Annotated in this window: 19 protein-coding genes; 2 read left to right on the forward strand and 17 right to left on the reverse strand. The window is 52.6% G+C overall.

The features are described 5' to 3' along the window. Window positions 1–33 precede the first annotated feature (33 nt). From NQ490_RS15040 to NQ490_RS15065, 6 genes are all read right to left on the reverse strand, one after another. The gene (locus NQ490_RS15040; RefSeq protein ID WP_050764675.1) at window positions 34–495 is read right to left on the reverse strand and encodes a metalloprotease; all 462 of its coding nucleotides are present in this window, start codon (window positions 493–495) and stop codon (window positions 34–36) included. Beyond that, window positions 461–1,276 (reverse strand): M23 family metallopeptidase, encoded by an 816-nt coding sequence (locus NQ490_RS15045; protein ID WP_007046323.1) that lies wholly within the window; start codon window positions 1,274–1,276, stop codon window positions 461–463. The genes NQ490_RS15040 and NQ490_RS15045 overlap by 35 nt, the downstream gene beginning before the upstream one ends. A 93-nt stretch (window positions 1,277–1,369) precedes the next feature. Continuing rightward, window positions 1,370–1,750, reverse strand: a complete 381-nt coding sequence (locus NQ490_RS15050; protein ID WP_007046322.1) for a hypothetical protein — start codon at window positions 1,748–1,750, stop codon at window positions 1,370–1,372. A 15-nt stretch (window positions 1,751–1,765) separates the two neighbouring features. Next, window positions 1,766–3,970 carry a polyphosphate kinase 1 gene (gene ppk1 / locus NQ490_RS15055; protein WP_007046321.1) on the reverse strand — a complete coding sequence of 735 codons (2,205 nt, stop codon included), beginning with the start codon at window positions 3,968–3,970 and terminating at the stop codon, window positions 1,766–1,768. Between the two features lie 15 nt (window positions 3,971–3,985). After that, a complete protein-coding gene (locus tag NQ490_RS15060) occupies window positions 3,986–4,381 on the reverse strand; it encodes a ComEA family DNA-binding protein (protein WP_050764674.1) in 396 nt (131 codons plus the stop codon). A 93-nt stretch (window positions 4,382–4,474) separates the two neighbouring features. Continuing rightward, a complete protein-coding gene (locus NQ490_RS15065) occupies window positions 4,475–4,741 on the reverse strand; it encodes a YlmC/YmxH family sporulation protein (protein ID WP_007046319.1) in 267 nt (88 codons plus the stop codon). A gap of 121 nt (window positions 4,742–4,862) precedes the next feature. On the opposite strand from NQ490_RS15065, the gene NQ490_RS15070 reads away from it, so the two are divergent. Next, window positions 4,863–5,474 carry an HAD family hydrolase gene (locus tag NQ490_RS15070; RefSeq protein WP_007046318.1) on the forward strand — a complete coding sequence of 204 codons (612 nt, stop codon included), beginning with the start codon at window positions 4,863–4,865 and terminating at the stop codon, window positions 5,472–5,474. 39 nt (window positions 5,475–5,513) lie between these two features. Here the strand turns inward: NQ490_RS15070 and NQ490_RS15075 are convergent, their stop codons facing one another. Next, window positions 5,514–6,296 (reverse strand): SigB/SigF/SigG family RNA polymerase sigma factor, encoded by a 783-nt coding sequence (locus NQ490_RS15075; RefSeq protein WP_007046317.1) that lies wholly within the window; start codon window positions 6,294–6,296, stop codon window positions 5,514–5,516. Between the two features lie 132 nt (window positions 6,297–6,428). Here NQ490_RS15075 and NQ490_RS15080 point away from each other — a divergent pair, with 132 nt between their 5' ends. Then, complete coding sequence (locus tag NQ490_RS15080) at window positions 6,429–6,947, forward strand: hypothetical protein (RefSeq protein ID WP_007046316.1); 519 nt, start codon at window positions 6,429–6,431, stop codon at window positions 6,945–6,947. Here the strand turns inward: NQ490_RS15080 and sigK are convergent. The 10 genes from sigK to NQ490_RS15130 form a co-directional block, all read right to left on the reverse strand. Next, window positions 6,944–7,657: an RNA polymerase sporulation sigma factor SigK gene (gene sigK / locus NQ490_RS15085; RefSeq protein ID WP_007046315.1), complete on the reverse strand. Its 714-nt coding sequence runs from the start codon at window positions 7,655–7,657 to the stop codon at window positions 6,944–6,946. The genes NQ490_RS15080 and sigK overlap by 4 nt on opposite strands. 17 nt (window positions 7,658–7,674) lie before the next feature. Continuing rightward, window positions 7,675–8,544, reverse strand: a complete 870-nt coding sequence (locus tag NQ490_RS15090; RefSeq protein ID WP_007046314.1) for a sigma-E processing peptidase SpoIIGA — start codon at window positions 8,542–8,544, stop codon at window positions 7,675–7,677. A 124-nt stretch (window positions 8,545–8,668) separates the two neighbouring features. After that, entirely contained in the window at window positions 8,669–11,041 is a 2,373-nt protein-coding gene (locus NQ490_RS15095; RefSeq protein ID WP_007046313.1) for an endonuclease MutS2, read from the reverse strand. Between the two features lie 18 nt (window positions 11,042–11,059). Then, window positions 11,060–11,803 (reverse strand): DNA repair protein RecO, encoded by a 744-nt coding sequence (gene recO / locus NQ490_RS15100; RefSeq protein ID WP_007046312.1) that lies wholly within the window; start codon window positions 11,801–11,803, stop codon window positions 11,060–11,062. A gap of 185 nt (window positions 11,804–11,988) precedes the next feature. Next, window positions 11,989–12,900 (reverse strand): GTPase Era, encoded by a 912-nt coding sequence (era, locus tag NQ490_RS15105; RefSeq protein ID WP_147644655.1) that lies wholly within the window; start codon window positions 12,898–12,900, stop codon window positions 11,989–11,991. Further along, window positions 12,881–13,378: a diacylglycerol kinase gene (locus NQ490_RS15110; protein ID WP_007046310.1), complete on the reverse strand. Its 498-nt coding sequence runs from the start codon at window positions 13,376–13,378 to the stop codon at window positions 12,881–12,883. Before NQ490_RS15110 ends, era begins: the two co-directional genes overlap by 20 nt. Continuing rightward, complete coding sequence (gene ybeY / locus NQ490_RS15115) at window positions 13,368–13,868, reverse strand: rRNA maturation RNase YbeY (protein ID WP_007046309.1); 501 nt, start codon at window positions 13,866–13,868, stop codon at window positions 13,368–13,370. The genes NQ490_RS15110 and ybeY overlap by 11 nt, the downstream gene beginning before the upstream one ends. Window positions 13,869–13,895: 27 nt before the next feature. Then, the gene (locus tag NQ490_RS15120) at window positions 13,896–14,861 is read right to left on the reverse strand and encodes a PhoH family protein (protein WP_040917553.1); all 966 of its coding nucleotides are present in this window, start codon (window positions 14,859–14,861) and stop codon (window positions 13,896–13,898) included. A 141-nt stretch (window positions 14,862–15,002) separates the two neighbouring features. Then, on the reverse strand, window positions 15,003–16,154 hold the full coding sequence (locus NQ490_RS15125; protein ID WP_007046307.1) for a sporulation protein YqfD: 1,152 nt from the start codon (window positions 16,152–16,154) through the stop codon (window positions 15,003–15,005). Beyond that, window positions 16,144–16,464: a YabP/YqfC family sporulation protein gene (locus tag NQ490_RS15130; RefSeq protein WP_007046306.1), complete on the reverse strand. Its 321-nt coding sequence runs from the start codon at window positions 16,462–16,464 to the stop codon at window positions 16,144–16,146. The genes NQ490_RS15125 and NQ490_RS15130 overlap by 11 nt, the downstream gene beginning before the upstream one ends. Between the last annotated feature and the right edge of the window lie 26 nt (window positions 16,465–16,490).

The raw sequence follows: 16,490 nt of genomic DNA on the forward strand, positions 1-16,490 counted from the left end.
ATTGTACCCTATGTGCCGCAGAAATGCAACCGTTTACGGTCCTTGCCAGAAAGAATGCAGAAGCCGTTGACCATCCAACCCAGGCAGAGGCAGCAGATTGGTACCTCCAACCAGTAAATTGGTGCTGGCAAACCAGTAGCCGGCATAGCTGTAATGAGTCAGACGCATCCAGCCGAGGACTGCACAGCAGCACAAGAGATTGGACAATGGTCCGGCTGCGGCCAGCAGGAATTCCTGCCGTGGAGTCATGACGCGACCACGCTGCAGCAGGCAGATCCCCAAGGGGGAAAGCTGCAAATCGGGCCATCGGCGCCAGAGCCAGTAATACATGAAAAGGTGCCCTCCCTCATGCAGCAGTGCACAAAGAAGCCCAATCCGGACTATTCCCGTTCCGTCAAGGGCCAGGGCGAACGCAAGAAGAAACAGAAGCGGCATCGGCGCACGAAGATGAATGCGCGCCTTACGATGCGCTTTGCAGTGCTTCGGACGGATCATAGCGGATTCCTTTATGCAGCAGTTCAAAATGCAGGTGCGGTCCGGTAGCGTTGCCGGTCTCCCCTACCGTGCCAAGACAGTCTCCGGCGGACACCTGCTCCCCGGCATGCACAAACAGATATTGCATATGAGCATACAGGGTCTCATCACCGTTAGAATGCAGAATACGCACATAATTGCCATAACTGTTGTGTGTTCCGGCATAGCGTACGATACCGTCTGCGGCAGCCAGGACAGCGGTCCCCTCTGCGGCGGCCAGATCATTTCCCAAATGAAAGTCGGAGCCGGAGCCTCCCATGGGATCGGTGCGCCAGCCGTATCCGGAGGTATAGGTGCAGGCCTGGCCGGACAATGGAAATTGCAACGTGAAATCAGGCAGATAACTCTCCTGCCGTGCCCCGGAAGGAATGGGCTGTGTTTTGGCGTGGATCTGACGAAGAGCCGTTTCTGATGAGGCTGACTGTATTGGTTCCGGCATGAGCTGCTGCACGGTCTCCGCGAGAGCTTGTGCCGCGCTCTCGGTAAATTTAGACAACTCCCGGTTTTCGGACAAAAATGTGCCTTGTTCCGGCTGCATGGCTTCTCGGAATGCGATGCGAAGTTCCGGAAAAAACGGCCAGTTCAGCATCTTGGCCAGTACGACGACACCGAGGACCACCAGCGATACAAGCAGCTGCCCCCATACTACAAAATCCCCGTCCGACTGCCGGGCAATACAACGTTTGCCGTAAGCTTTATCGTTGGCTTGCGGCGGTGGAGTCGGCGCAGCGCTTTCCCACATCTACAAGCACCCCCTTTTACGCATCTATATGCAAAGAGGAAGCAAAATATCCGCTCCGACAGAACTCTGTCGGAGCGGATACCGAACAACTTATCAAACGCCAAGGGCTGCGTGCAGCATATTCAAACGATCTTCCAAAAGTTTTTTGGGCTTGGCAAACAAGCCGAGACCGGACACTTCCATCGTGCATTCCAGGCTGGTGGAGTCGCCGCCGCCCAGAAGGATTGCCGTGAAGGTGCCGCTGACTTTGCCATTTTCAAAGCTGCAGCTCAGGCACCGGGGCTTTTCTTTCCGGGTGAAGCGAAGCTCAGTTGTGCTGCCATCGGTGTTGTGTTCGGTAACATGAAGCCCGTCGTCGCTTTCTTCGAAATCGCGCACATCTTTTCGCCAGCCGTTCAGCGTAGGCTTGGTCAGATACAGCCAAACCTTGGAGGGATCACAGGCATAGTTTGCTGTCACAACACAGGTTTTCATTTTTGAAATCTCCTTTTATTTTTTGCCGCGGCCGAACAAATTCTGCCACAGTCCGGAACGCGAAGGACGCAGAGAAGTGGTTTGTCGGCCCACCGGTTTGGCAGTTGCCTTTTTGGCGACAACTTTGGCCGTTGCCTGCGGTTTAGGCTTTGCCGGTTCCATCTCAAACCCATCCTTGAAGTAACCGAACATAGCCATCTGACTGTCTACCGGGAATTGGCCGGGCGCCGGTTTCACCTTGGTGTAAGTGCCATCCGGCTGCATTTCCCGTGCGTTGACGGTATCCCGCAACTGAAGATCCAGAATCCCGCGCAGTTTTTTCGCAATGGCAGGATCGTCAACCCGAACACCTACCTCCACACGGCGTTCAGTATTGCGGGTCAGGAAGTCGCCCGATGCAATGTAAATCCGCATCTCATCGCCGTTGCCGAAGCAGTAAATGCGGGAGTGTTCAAGATATCGGCCGACAATGCTGCGGATATGCACATTTTCGGTCCGGCCCGGCACACCGGCACGCACGCAGCAGATCCCACGCACGATCATATCAACACGCACTCCAGCGCAGCTGGCTTCACTGATCTTGGCAATAATCTGTGGGTCATTGATAGAGTTATTTTTCAGAATAATGGATGCCGGCTTGCCCTGCATAGCCAATGCAATCTGGCGGTCCATCTCTTCCAGCAGAACAGTCTTGAAGTGAAGCGGTGCTACCAGCATGGTGTTTACCTCGCTGGTCAGGCGTTGCAGCGCCATATTATTGAAAACTGCGCTGGCCTCTTCGCCAATCTCCTGACGGGTGGTGATAAAGGAAAGATCCGTATAAAGCTCGCTGGTTTTTTCGTTGTAGTTACCGGTACCGATCTGGGTCAGGTAATGATATTTGCCATCCACCCGACTGGTAATCAGAGTCAATTTGGAATGTACTTTGTAATCGTCAAAGCCGTACAGAACTGTGCAGCCGGCATCCTGCAGCTGCTTGGACCAGTCGATGTTGTTCTGTTCATCAAACCGGGCACGCAACTCGACCATGGCCACCACTTCTTTGCCGTTCTCCGCGGCATTGATTAAAGCCCCTACAATCTGGGAATCACTGGCCATGCGGTACAGCGTCATCTTGATGGAAACCACGTTCGGGTCTGCACCGGCGCGCAACAACATGCGGATGAACGGGCGAATACTTTGATAGGGGTATGCCAGCAGCACATCGTGTTTGCGGACTTCGGTATACAAATCGTAGCCGGCCGGCGCCTGCATCGGTTTGGCGGCAGGATAAAACATCTCGGAATGGTCTCCGTCATTGGCAATACGGCTGGATAGCTTGAACAGACAGCCAGTATCCAGCGGAGAAGTTTGGGCGTAGCAACGGGATGCGGGAACCACGAGCTTCTCGCGCAGGAATTTTGCGATCTCCTGGGGAGCTTCAGGCCAGAACTGAAGGCGGACAGCTGCCAGTTTACGCCGCTTTTTCAGCAGCTCGCTCATCACATCGCGGAAATCAATATCGTGATCCATCATGCCCTCATCCACCGTGATGTCGGCGTTGCGGGTTACGCGGAACAGACACTCTTTCTGAACGGTGCTGGTACTGAAGATCGTGGATGCATACCGTGCCACCAGTTCTTCGATGAAAGCAAAGCAGGTCATCTCTCCGTCTTTGACAAAGAGCACCCGTTCAAAGCGATTGCTCACCGGCACGATGCCGAAACTGACACCATCCCCTTTGTTATAAAGCTGCGCAATGTAATAGATGTCTTTGTTGTTCAGAAACGGGAACGGATGGCGCGAATCCACAATCTGCGGGCTGAGCAACGGCAGCAGTTCTCTCTGGAAATAGGTCTTCCAGAAATGATCCTGCTGCTTGCTCAGTTTATTGAAGTCCACTTTCTTGTAGCCAGCGTCAGCCAGCAAATCCACCAGATGTTGGAAATACTTGTCGCACTTGGCTTGCAGTTCGGCCACCCGGGGCGTGATGGCAGCGATCTGTTCCGAAGCCGTCATGTGCGTCACGATATCGGGTTTGTTGTTTTTCAGCAACGTCTGGTCATACAGCGACCCTACGCGTACCATGAAAAATTCATCCATATTGCTGCCGAAAATGGCAGCAAACTTCAGCCGCTCTCCGAGCGGTACATTTTTTTCCTTTGCAAGCGCGAGCACACGGCTGTCAAAATCCAGCCAGCTCAGTTCACGGTTGATAAAAATGCTTTCCGGCTTTTCCAAGTCCTTTTCCTCCCGTCACTGTGTTTGCGTATCAGAACTGCCCACATAGGCCAGGCCTTCCCAGCTTTCAATCATGCCTGATGATATGCCACTTACCTGTTCCAGGTCCATCAGAGTGGAAAACGGGCCGTGTGCCTCCCGCCATGCAAGGATAGCCTCCGCTTTAGCCGGTCCAATGCCAGGCAGCATCATCAAGGTTTCAGCATCTGCCAGATTGATATTAATGCAGTCTGTTTGAATCGTTTCCGATGAGACGGATGCAAAATCCTTGTCCGTATAAGAGGCTGTTGGTCCCGAAAATTGCCACACCGGCGCAATCAGGAACAAAGCGCCCCAAGCAATGGCCGCCAGCGCGATTACGGTGCACAGAAGCAAACGGATAATTACAGTGCGTTCCGGATTTTCTGGCACAGCAAAGCCCCCGTTCTGATAATTGTTTTTATTATACCATGGCGCAGGGAAAAATGCACCCGAAATTCGCACCTTTTACAGAAAATATACCGCTTACTGACATCGTTTTGTCCGATGCTGCGCCGGCAGCGGTTCTGCATCCACCATAATGACATCCGTACCGATGTTGCGGATAGACTCCCATGGGATGATAAGATCCTCTTCATAGCCGAGCAGCCCAAACAAGTGCCCGCGTCCACGCAGGATGACAGACTGCAGTTTGGCAGCATGTTCATCAAACAGCAGGTCATCAATTCGCCCCAAATTTTCGCCAGTCTTGATCTGAATCACGTCTTTTTCGCTTAAATCATGTAATGTCATAGAGAAGGCACCTCCCTTACGCAGCGTACCGGTTTATTCTATGCAGGAAAAAGGCGATTGTTTCTTGCTTCGTTTCCGTGTATAATAAAACTGAAACATCTGCACTATCCGGGAGGGTTTTATGTATAAAAATGTCATCTTTGATTTTGGCGGCGTGGTGGTGGATTTCAATCCGCGCAACTTCCTGATGGACCGATTTATGAACAAACATGCAGAAGAAATCGTCTACGACCTGACTTTCGGCAGCCAGGAGTGGCAGGATCTGGACCGCGGAACCATTACCCGCGCGGTGGCCAATCGCATTATGATGGAGAACGCAGCCCATGTAAACCGCGAATTTGAGGTACAGACGGTCATTGAGGAGTGGGCTTCCATGCTGCGCACCAAAAAGACCACGGTCAAAATTATGCGGGAGTTGAAGGAAGCCGGGTATCGGCTGTACTATCTGACAAACATTCCGGTGGATATTATGGATGAACTGCGGCAACGGGACTGGTTTCCCCTGTTTGATGGCGGCATTGCCTCCTGTGATGTGCATCTTTGCAAGCCGGAGCCGGAGATCTATACGATTCTGATGCAGAAATGCAACCTTGCCTATGACGAATCCATTTTTGTGGACGACAACAAAATCAATGCACAAGCAGCTTACAACCTTGGTATCACCGGAATTTTGTACAAGAATCCAAAATCTTTCCTGCGGGCACTCGGAGCCTGCGGAATTCAACTGAAATGAAACCGCCCGGCAGGGGGAAACTTCCCTGCCGGGCGGTTTTCAGCAATTGGAAGAGATCTGTTCCTTGATGCGGTTCAGGGCACCTTTTTCCAGACGGCTTACCTGCGCCTGGCTGATGCCGATTTCCCGTGCCACCTGCATCTGCGTTTTACCGCCCAGATATCGCATGGCAATAATCCGGCGTTCCCGGGCAGAGAGGGATTTTACTGTATCCCGAAACATGATGTCACTGATCCAGCTCTCCTCTCCAGTGGCGTCGTGCAGCTGATCTACGATGGCAAAACTGTCTTCACCGTCGGAGTAAACCGGCTCATACAGACTGGCAGGCTCCACCACCGATTCCAGTGCCATCGCTACGTTCTCCGGTGAAGCTCCTACCCGGGCCGCAATCTCGGAGATTTTCGGGTCACGTCCGTTTTCTTTCTGCAATGCTTCCCGGGCACGCATGGAGTGGTATGCGAGATCCCGGATAGACCGACTGACCCGTACCGCATTGTTATCGCGCAAAAAACGCCTGATCTCGCCCACAATCATCGGCACACCATAGGTCGAAAAGCGTACCTGCAGACTGGGATCGAAATGATCGATGGCCTTGATCAGTCCGATGCAGCCAACCTGAAACAGGTCGTCAAGATTTTCTCCGCGGTTGGCAAATTTCTGCACGACGCTGAGCACAAGCCGAAGATTGCCTTGAATCATTTTTCGGCGCGCTTCGGCATCACCAGCGCGGGCCGCTCGGATCAGTGCGCTTTTTTCTGTCTCACTCAGCACAGGTAACTGTGAAGTATCTACACCACACAGTTCCACTTTGCCAGCATACATGGACCATCCTCCTTCCCGTTGATGAGAAGTATGGTCTGATTCAAGAGCAAGCAAACAGAGCAAAGGCTGGGAAATTCTTCCGCACAACATCTCCTGGAACCGCATAGGATGAGGTCAAAGGAGGGTCGTTCTATGGTAGAATCCATTTGGTTTGTGATTGTTCTGATACTGCTGGCGGCAGTATCGGTGGCGCTGGTTCTGACGCTTGTGTTACACGCAGAGGCGCCTGCATCCGGACGTGAGACACGCACCCAATATCTGACACCCAACTATTCATCTTCCGCCGGTTTTCGGCTGACCGCCTACCCGGATAATGAACTGGTTATCCTGCAGCGGCTGTGGCTGATTGAAGAGAGCATCGCCGCACTGGATTACAGCATTGTACCTGGGCGATATATGACTTTGTTTATTGCCAAGCGGGGAAAAATGCGATTTCCGGACAGCTACTACGCGGATGCGTTTGAGAGCGTGGAGCAATACGATATTGCAGATGTGACCGTTACCCAAAGTCAAAAAGCCGGTCGGCGTGCGGCCGTCTACTGGACACGCGGTGATTTTGAATATCTGATCTATTCCGAAGAGCCGGAAATGAACATGATGAACGGTCTGGCGTATTATTTCGTCAACAATACCCGGGCAGAGGAATCTTAACCCACCGTTTCCAGTTCCCGCCGCAGCCGTTTGATGATCCGTTTTTCCAGGCGGGAAATGTAACTCTGGGAAATCCCCAACGCATCGGCTACTTCCTTCTGTGTATGTTCGGACTCGTGATTGAGGCCAAAACGCAGTTCCATGATTCGTCGTTCCCGAGGCGCCAGTCGTCCGACCGCCAGCCGCAGCGCAGCACGTTCTGCGCTGCGTTCCAGTTCTTCCCCGACCTGGGGCTGGTCACTTGTCAGCACGTCCATCAAAAGCAATTCATTACCGTCGTTATCCGTATTAAGTGGTTCATCGATGCTGGCGTCCTGACGGCGATTGGAGCTTTTTCGCAGGTACATCAGAATTTCATTTTCAATGCAGCGACTGGCGTAGGTGGCCAGTTTGATATTTTTGGAAGGTTCAAAGGTATTTACGGCCTTGATAAGTCCTATAGTCCCGATGGATATCATATCCTCAATACCGGCGGAGGGCGTTTCAAACTTTTTCGCAATGTACACGACCAGCCGCAGGTTATGTGTAATCAAAAGATCCCGCGCGGAACCTTTTCCTGCGCTGAGCCCTTCAAGGGCTTGCTGCTCCTGCTGGGGATCCAGAGGAGGCGGCAGTGTATCAGCTCCGTTGATATAGTGCAATTCCTGCGGAGACGCCAACCGAAGCCAAAGTGCTCGAAGCGTCCGATTTACCAGTTCGATCGTCTGCATAAGTTTCCTCCCCTATATCACAAAAAATCGTTCCCATACAGTGCTTCATAGCGGTCACTTCCAAAAGACTGCGGAGCAAACGCTACGGCGCTACGCCCTAACCCAAGGACGCCGTGCGGAGTAATCATACCGATGCCATTTACAGCAAATCCCGGCAGAAGGCTGTGGGAAGATGCCGTGTTGCACGGGATTAATCGAAGTCGTGTACCGGGTGGGGGCTCCCCCGGTGCATCGCCTGCAAACCAAGCCCGAAGAAATTCCCGGACCGGCTGCGGAAGGCGGTCTTTTGCGTCCGGAAAACTTACCACGAGCACCGGCAAACAGGTGATAGGATCTGTCAGGTGACAGCCGGTATCAAGGACTCCGCGCAGACGAATGAGCAACCCGCCAAGTTCCATCTCCAGACCGACGGTTTCCAATACAGGTTTGTGTTTGGTAAAGCAGCGGGATCCGATTTCTACCGCCGCGCAGCAAAGGCCAGACAGGATCACGAGCAGCAGAGGAGAAACACGCAGGTAAACGGCAAGATTTCCTGTCTGCAGTATTTTTGTGCCGGTTTGCAGAATGATAAGCATCACAAGGCCGGCCAGTGCAATATTGAGTGCCGCATACCAACAGGCTTCGGTGATAAGCCGGCGTTTGTTGTGCCATCCAAAGGTAATGGCGGTGATGATCAGTGCCGTGAAAATTTTGTACAGGATTTGAACCGGGTAGGCTTGTTCCGGCGCAAAAAGAACCAGAGACGACAGGGCCGCTGCACCACTTCCCAGAAGCAGGCGGACGAAGCCGGCGCGCTGACCACTGAGCAGGCCGGCCCCCAACAGCAAAAAATAAGCTGCAAGGAAATTAACGAGCAGCAGCACGTCCAGATAGATGACCGTTTTCAAGTTTTCCCCTCCCCGCTCGAGACTCCGATATCAGTCTATGTGAAGCGCAGGAAGAAAATACGCAAACGGTGAAAGACACAAAAAAGCGACCTGCCCCGCATGGGACAGGTCGCTTTTTTAAATGTTATTTCAGTTCCACGACGGTGACGCCGCTTTCCCCTTCGCCGTAGCGGCCAAGGCGGAAACTTTTGACCGCTTTGTGGGTTCGAAGGTGTTTCTGAATGGCACTGCGCAGGGCTCCAGTGCCATTGCCATGGATAATATACAGCGTCTGCTGACCGCGCAGCATGCCACTATCCAGAAACTTGTCTACTTCTGCCAAGGCCTCCTCGACGGTATAGCCCAGCAGATTCAGTTCCATGCTGGTCTTGCGGTTCTTGTCCAGTTGTACCCGTGTGCTGGAGCGACGGGGCTCCCGTTGGGGCCGCTTTTCCATCTTGTCAGGAGCACGAAGACCAGTCAACGGCACTTTGGTCTTCATAATACCGGCACGTACTTCCACCATGCCATCGCGATCGGGGCGCGCGGTGACAGTAGCCAATTGGTTGAGCTCCGCAATGACCACTTCCTGTCCGATCTGCACTTCTTTAAGCGGAACAAACTTTTTGGGGACCGGTTTCGCATCAGTGCGTTTGAGAAGTGTCTCGGTATCTTTGCGTGCAATTTCACGGGCACGCACGGCGCGCTGTGCCGCACTTGTTTTTTCGTCTTTTTGAATGCGCCGAAGCTCATCGGTCAGATTATAGGCCTCATTTTGTACTTGCTGCATCAGTTCATGAGCCTGACGACGAGCATCTTCCAGTTCGCGTTTTCCCTGTTCAATCAGCTCCTCCCGCTTTTTCTCTGCACTTTCAAGGGCGTGTTCCGCCTCGTAGCGGGCCTTTTCCGCCTCGTCCTGTGCTCCCTTCAGCTGCAGCTTCAAATCATCCAACTGAGCAAGCACACTATCCAAGCGTTTATCATCGTTGGACATGTGGTTGCGGGCTGCATCGATGATTTCCTGGGGAATTCCCAATTTGGCGCTGATCAGGAATGCATTGGACTTGCCGGGGACACCTACACTGAGTTTGTAGGTCGGCATCAGTGTCTCTACATTAAACTCACAGCTGGCGTTTACCACACCGGGCGTTTCCAGTGCGTAAACCTTCAATTCCGCATAGTGCGTTGTCGCCATGAGCAGACTTCCCTGCCGACGCAGTTGTTCCAGGATGCTGACTGCCAAAGCGGCACCTTCCGCGGGATCGGTACCGGCCCCCAGCTCATCGATCAGCGTCAGAGTGCCGTGACCGGCAAGCTGAAGAATCCCGCTGATCCGCTTCATGTGTCCGGAAAAGGTGGAGAGGCTTTGCTCGATGCTCTGCTCGTCACCGATATCGACAAGATATTCCCGGAAATTACAGACAACGCTGCTTTCATGCGCGGGGATCAAAAATCCGTGCTGCGCCATGGCATTGAGCAGACCTGCGGTTTTGATGGATACCGTTTTGCCGCCGGTATTGGGACCGGTAATCACCAAGGTATCATATTCTTCTCCCAGTGCAATATCCACCGGCACGACCTGTTTCTTGTCAATCAGCGGATGCCGCGCCCGGTTCAACCGGAAGTACACGGTGTCACTGACAGTCGGCATAAAAGCATTCTGCTCCACCGCCAACCGTGCTTTGGCCAGCAGCAAATCAATCTGCAACATTGCCTCGTAGCTGTAGGAGAACTGCGGCTCCAGCGAACCGACCTGTGCCGAGAACGCCGAAAGAATGCGGGTGATTTCCTCCTGCTCCTGGGCGCGCAGCTGCATAATCCGCGCATTGGCCTCCACAACAGCCGTCGGTTCCACGAAAATTGTGGCGCCGGTCGAAGATACGTCGTGGATTACGCCGCCAACCTCGCCGCGATACTCAGCGCGAACCGGAACTACATACCGTCCGTTTCGCAGCGAGACTACCGCGTCTTGTAGGAATTTGTTGGTGGTTGAATTCTTTATAATGTTGTCCAGCTTGGTACGGATAGAATCCTCCGTCTGCCGGATCTTGCGGCGCAGATCATGCAGCGTAACGCTGGCAGTGTCCGCCATTTCCTCCGGAGAAAGAATACTCTCACTGATCTGTTTCTCCAGCACCGGCTGCGGTGCCAGTGCATAAAACAAATCATCTGTGGGCAGCATCTCGTGTTCGCTCAGTCCGTACCATTGAGACAATCCAGCAAAGTTGCGCAGCGTCGCAGCGATTTCCAGCAGTTCGCCCATAGAAAGAATGCCGCCTTTTTGGGCATGGGCCGTGATGCGACGTACCTCCGATACTCTGCCGAACCGGGGGCTGCCGTTCTTGATGAGCAACGAGTTGACGGCGTTTGTCTGGGACAGGGCAAAACGTTCATCCTCGGGCGTCGCGCAGGGCTCCAGGCCCCGCATCATCTCCTTGGTTTCCTGGCAGGCACAGAGTTGTACCGCACGGGCAATGATCTTATCTAATTCCAGGGTGGTTTTATAAGCGGTATCCATACAGGGTTGTGCTTCTCCTTATTCGAGTACAGTCTTCAAAAAATCCAGGCTTTTCAGCCCATGTTCAAGATGTGCCAACACATACTGTTCACTGACGCGGGACAAATTCTTCAGGCTGGCAGGTGCCAGTGTGAAGGAAAACAATTTGCGGTCTTCAGCCAGACAGATATGGCGCAGCGCATACAGCGCACCGGTATCCAGATTGGGGATGTGACGCGCTTTGTCGGCACACTCCTCGCACAGAAGGTTTCCCTCTACAGGGTCAAAATAGAACTCACCGCCCTCATATTTGCCGCACTCAGAACAGGCCAGCAAATTGGGCTGATAGCCGGCCATGCTCATAGCCCGAAGCTCGTAAATTGTTTTGAGCTGGCGCAGCGACAGCTTTTTCAGTCCGATCATGTACAGACTGTTGAGGAGCAGCCGCAATTGAGCATCTGCTTCCGGCGGCGCAGGTGAAAGAGAAAGCACGATCTCTGCCATGTACGTTGCAAGACTCATGGCTTCCACACTTTCCGATACGCCATGGAACACCTTTTTTACCTGGGCGGATTCCACAAAATAATGGCTTCGTCCACTTGTCAGGCTGAATTCCGAATAGCAGAATAACCCGCATGCACTGAACAGTTTGTTTTTCAGCCGAAGGCTTCCTTTTGCAGAAGCAGATACAACGCCAAGCTCAGGAGTCAGCAACGTCAGGATCTGATCGGCCTCTCCCACTTTGACTTGGCGCAATACCAGGCCTGTCGTTGCGATCTGCATCTTTTTCCTCCTGAAGCGCACACTGCTGTGCTTTAAAATTCAGATAATCATACACACTTCCGGTCTGCAAAAAACGGGCCCAGTCTCCTGCTGAACAAGCCATGGCCGGCCGCCTCCTTTCCGCTTCTGACATCATACCATGTCACAAACGGAAAAGTTGTCCAACGGGGGCGCCGAAACAGAGGTCAAGGCTTGGCGAAGCCCAGCGTATTCAGGAGATTTTCGTTGTCACGCCAGTCTTCCCGGACCTTCACCCAGCATTGCAGATTGACTTTCACCCCCAGGAGTTCTTCTATATCCATCCGGGCTGCCGATGCAATTTTTTTGAGCATCTGGCCGCCCTTGCCGATAATCATTCCTTTATGGCTCTTTCGTTCGCAATAGATATCGACATCGATGTCAATAAGATCTTTGTCTGGGCGCTCCTTGAACCGTTCCACCACGACTGCAATCCCGTGAGGAATTTCATCACGCATGAACAAAAGGGCCTTTTCCCGTACGAGCTCAGCTACGAGTTCTTTCTCCGGCATGTCGGTGAAAGCATCATCATCAAAATAATGGGGACCTTCGTTGCCATAGGGCTTGAGAAGTGTAAACAGCTCTTCACAGCCGGTTCCATCTTTGGCTGAAACAGTGACCACCGCGTCAAAGCATCGAAAATCAGCAACCTGACGCTTGCGCTGTTCCAAGGCGGCAAAGCTGTCCAGCAAGTCCACTTTGTTGATGACAGCAATCGCCGGGCCACCTTTTTGCAGAGCCTTGATCATGGTAAGCTCAGAATCCGTCAGTTCTCCCTCCGGTTCGAAGAGCATCATTGTCACATCTACATCCTTGAGGCTGGCGGCCGCTGTCTGTGTCATGCGGGCATCCAGCTTATTATGTGCTTTGTGGATGCCGGGGGTATCCATAAGAACATATTGCACAGGCCCCTTCGTAATAACACCGGTAATCCGGCTGCGGGTGGTCTGCGGTTTTTTCGTAACGATGGCGACCTTTTCCCCTACCAGATAATTGGTCAGGCTGGATTTGCCAACATTGGGACGTCCTACCAGTGCCACGAATACGCTGCTGGGCATTTCAGGAATTGGTTTTGCCATTCGTTGTTTCACCTTTCTGTGTTGCGGAATGATATCGGAAAATAAAGAAATAAGCAGGAATCAAGGCGAACAGGCATATGCCGCCGATCATAGGGGCATCGAGAAAAGCCTGGGTGATCCGATCCAGCCGCGGCACCAAAAGGCATCCACCAACCACCAAAGCTCCCAACGCAACAACCAGAACCGCACCGGCGGCCATATCTTTGGCAGCTCCGGCGCTCCACCAATGGGTGGTGTCCGGCTTGTCCACAGCTCGTTCCACCGCGGAATTCATCAGTTCCATCCCCAGCACCGCCACAATACACAAGGCAATCAATGCCCATTCCACGGCGGACAGCTGGGCCAGTACACTAAAAACGACCACATAACAAGCGGCACAAAGATGAAACCTGAAATTGCGTTCTTCCTGTACCGCTGCCCGGATTCCGTTCCAGGCGTAGACAAACCCACGGCCAAAGCGTTTGATCTCAGACTTCATCGCTGGTGTACGAAACGGTACGGGGCAAGCCCAGCTTGATCAGCACCGCCTCCTCCTTTTCCCGCATCCGGACAGCCTCCAGACCGCTGGCTTCATGATCGTATCCCAACAGGTGAAGCATGGAATGCACGGTCAGGTAGGCCACTTCCCGCTGCAGGCTGTGACCGTACAGTTCGGCCTGCTCCATGGCGCGCTCCATAGAGATCACAATGTCACCAAGGATTTTGCAGCCATTATCCTCGTCAATATCATATTCGCCGTTTTCACCCATAGGAAAGCTCAGTACATCGGTGGCGGAATCCTTGTCTCGATACTGCTTGTTCAGTTCATGAATCCGATGGTTGTCCACGAATGTAACACTGATTTCTGCGGAACCTTCAAATTTTTCAAAGTCCAAAACTGCGTTGCAGCTGCGCCGAATGAGGATTCGCAGTCCGGACGGAATCTTGACAACATTCTGATCGTTGGTAATCAGCACCTTATTGGACATAGGGTATCAACCTCCTGTTTCTGGTTTTTATTGTTTGGCCGAACGTTCGGCCGCCTTTTCATAAGCTTTTACGATCTGCTGCACCAGACGGTGACGCACCACGTCTTTTTCCGTCAGGCGTACCTGGGCAATGCCATCCACATCCTGTAATACCTGCAATGCGTCCACAAGACCGCTGCGGACTTTATCCGGCAAGTCCACCTGAGTGATGTCACCGGTTACAACCACTTTACTGCCAACACCCATGCGTGTCAGGAACATTTTCATCTGCTCCGGGGTGGTGTTCTGAGCCTCATCCAGAATGATAAAGGCATCATCCAACGTACGTCCTCGCATATATGCCAGCGGCGCAACCTCAATGATCTGTTTTTCAAACAATTTTTGAAATGTCTCTGCGCCCAGCAGGTCAAACAGGCCATCATACAAAGGCCGGAGATATGGATCTACCTTATTCTGCAAGTCTCCCGGCAGAAAACCGAGCTTTTCGCCTGCTTCCACTGCGGGACGAGTCAGAATAATGCGGCTCACATCCTTGGATTTAAATGCCTTGACCGCCATTGCTACGGCCAAATAGGTTTTGCCCGTGCCGGCTGGCCCCACCCCGAACGTGATGGCATGTTTGCGGATGGCAGCCAAGTACTCCCGCTGCCCCAGTGTTTTAGGATGAATCGGTCGGCCTTTTGCGGTAACAGCCACAAAATCGTCGGTCAATTCGCGCAGGCGTTTTTCCTCTCCGTCCCGCGCAAGGCTAATGCAGTACCGGACGGTTTGCTCCTCCAACGGCGTGTGATTCTGCATCAATGTGACCATGCCGTCCACTGCGTGGGCCGCTGCAGTCACATCTTTCTCCGCACCGGTAAACTTCAACTCCGAACCACGGCATACGGCAGTGACGCCGAACTCTTTTTCCAAAAGATGGATGTTTTGATCACAGTTACCAAAAATGGCGGCTGCCAGTTCAATGCTGTCCAATTCAATGGATCGCTCTGCCAAATTTCATACCCTCCGTGTATCGAATATCATAATAACCCATTCAGATTATATCACAATTTTTACCAAAAGAAATTGTCTATTATGCACAAAATTTTCTCCAGGCTTTTGGCATCACTTTCTTTTATGCCTCTATAAAGAACACTATTGCTGCGAAAATGCAATATTGGCACAAAATTGGTAGGTTACTTCTGCCGTTACCGAATCGGAAGCGGTTTGGAGTACACAACGCTCTGCCAGGATTTCTGCGTCTGGAAAAGTATCTAAAAGTTGGCGACGGCAGTCTCTGCGTGCTAACGCCTCTGCTTGTTTCGGCGTATAGTAAATTGTTTGTACCTCCCGCTTCCATACGGTTTCGCTGCAAATGCATCCTGGCAGACTCAGGCGCCCAAACCGCAGCGGCAACCATTCGATAACACTGTCCCCCGCTGTGTGATTCTCATGAGATTGGAAATGCCAAGTTCCGCCCAGAAAGTACAAAGTATTTTTGGAGAACTTTTCGGGTTCCAACACTGCGGACGTTTGTTCCAGCTCTTCAGAAGCGGAAAAGGTCATCTCACACTCTGCCAGAATCTTCCCGCTGGCTCCTTGAGAAATTTCCCGCCCGTCCCGGTCCAGCCGGACGGTATCCACCAACAATTGCCCCTCTGTTACCGTTTGACCGGGAACTACGCAGGCAAAACCGCTTTCAGCTTGTACGGCGGTGACCACACCGCCTGTTTTGGCGTACAGTGGGCGCAGCTCCGGCTCGCCCTTGATCATCTGATCTTGCGCTTCGGTGCTTTCTACGAAAAGACAGCCTCCCGTGAAGTTCAGGCTCACCCATCCGAACAGGTCGCTTTGCTGCAAGGCCAGCGTCTGTGCATTTTCTAACGCATCTTCCTGCAAAAGCGCCCCCTCATAAATGCCGCATTCTTCGAGAAGAATACGCATCCGTTCCGAAGCATCTCCCCCCAAAGCTCCAAAATCTATGACCCAAACAAAGCGATGCAACAGATTCAGCAGCAGGATAAACAAAATTACGCCAACGATAAGCCCGGGGCGGGCGATAGTGGCTTCCCCAAAACGTCCCGGGCCATGACGCTGCAGAACGGAAAACTGCCATTTTCCCTGTACGGCCATCGTATGCAGCGTGGCATAGTCCCGTCCGAACCCCTGTGCGATGCAACCATTTGTTTCCCATTGGATGTGATCGAGCTGCACACCTTGAGAAATAACGCGGTTTATATAGCGCTGCGGATCCCTTCCCTGAATCCGAAAACGGATGCGGTCCGCCCTCCATAGTCTATGCCTCATGCGATGGCTCCTCCCATTTGCCGCGGAATGAGATATCCCGAATCTGTCCTGCCAGAATCAATCTTTTGCCGTTCAAGGATTCTATTCGCAGTTCTGCTCCATAAAATGTTACCAGAAAGTTTCCCATATCCAGGCAGATTTTCTCCGGCTGGAAGTCCAGAACCTTGCGGCATCCTTCGGTAGTGAGATATCCTCCACGCAGAGCAAACTCCGGCAGACGATAGAAATCTGCAGGTGGCTGCGACAGAAGATCATGAACGCTCGCCCTGTCATGGGTTACATTATGGAGTCTCTTTTTACGGAGTTTCATGCAGATACTCTCCCCTTCCCGGATCG

It is taken from the genome of Subdoligranulum variabile, from assembly GCF_025152575.1.
GTDB classification, from domain to species: domain Bacteria; phylum Bacillota; class Clostridia; order Oscillospirales; family Ruminococcaceae; genus Gemmiger; species Gemmiger variabilis.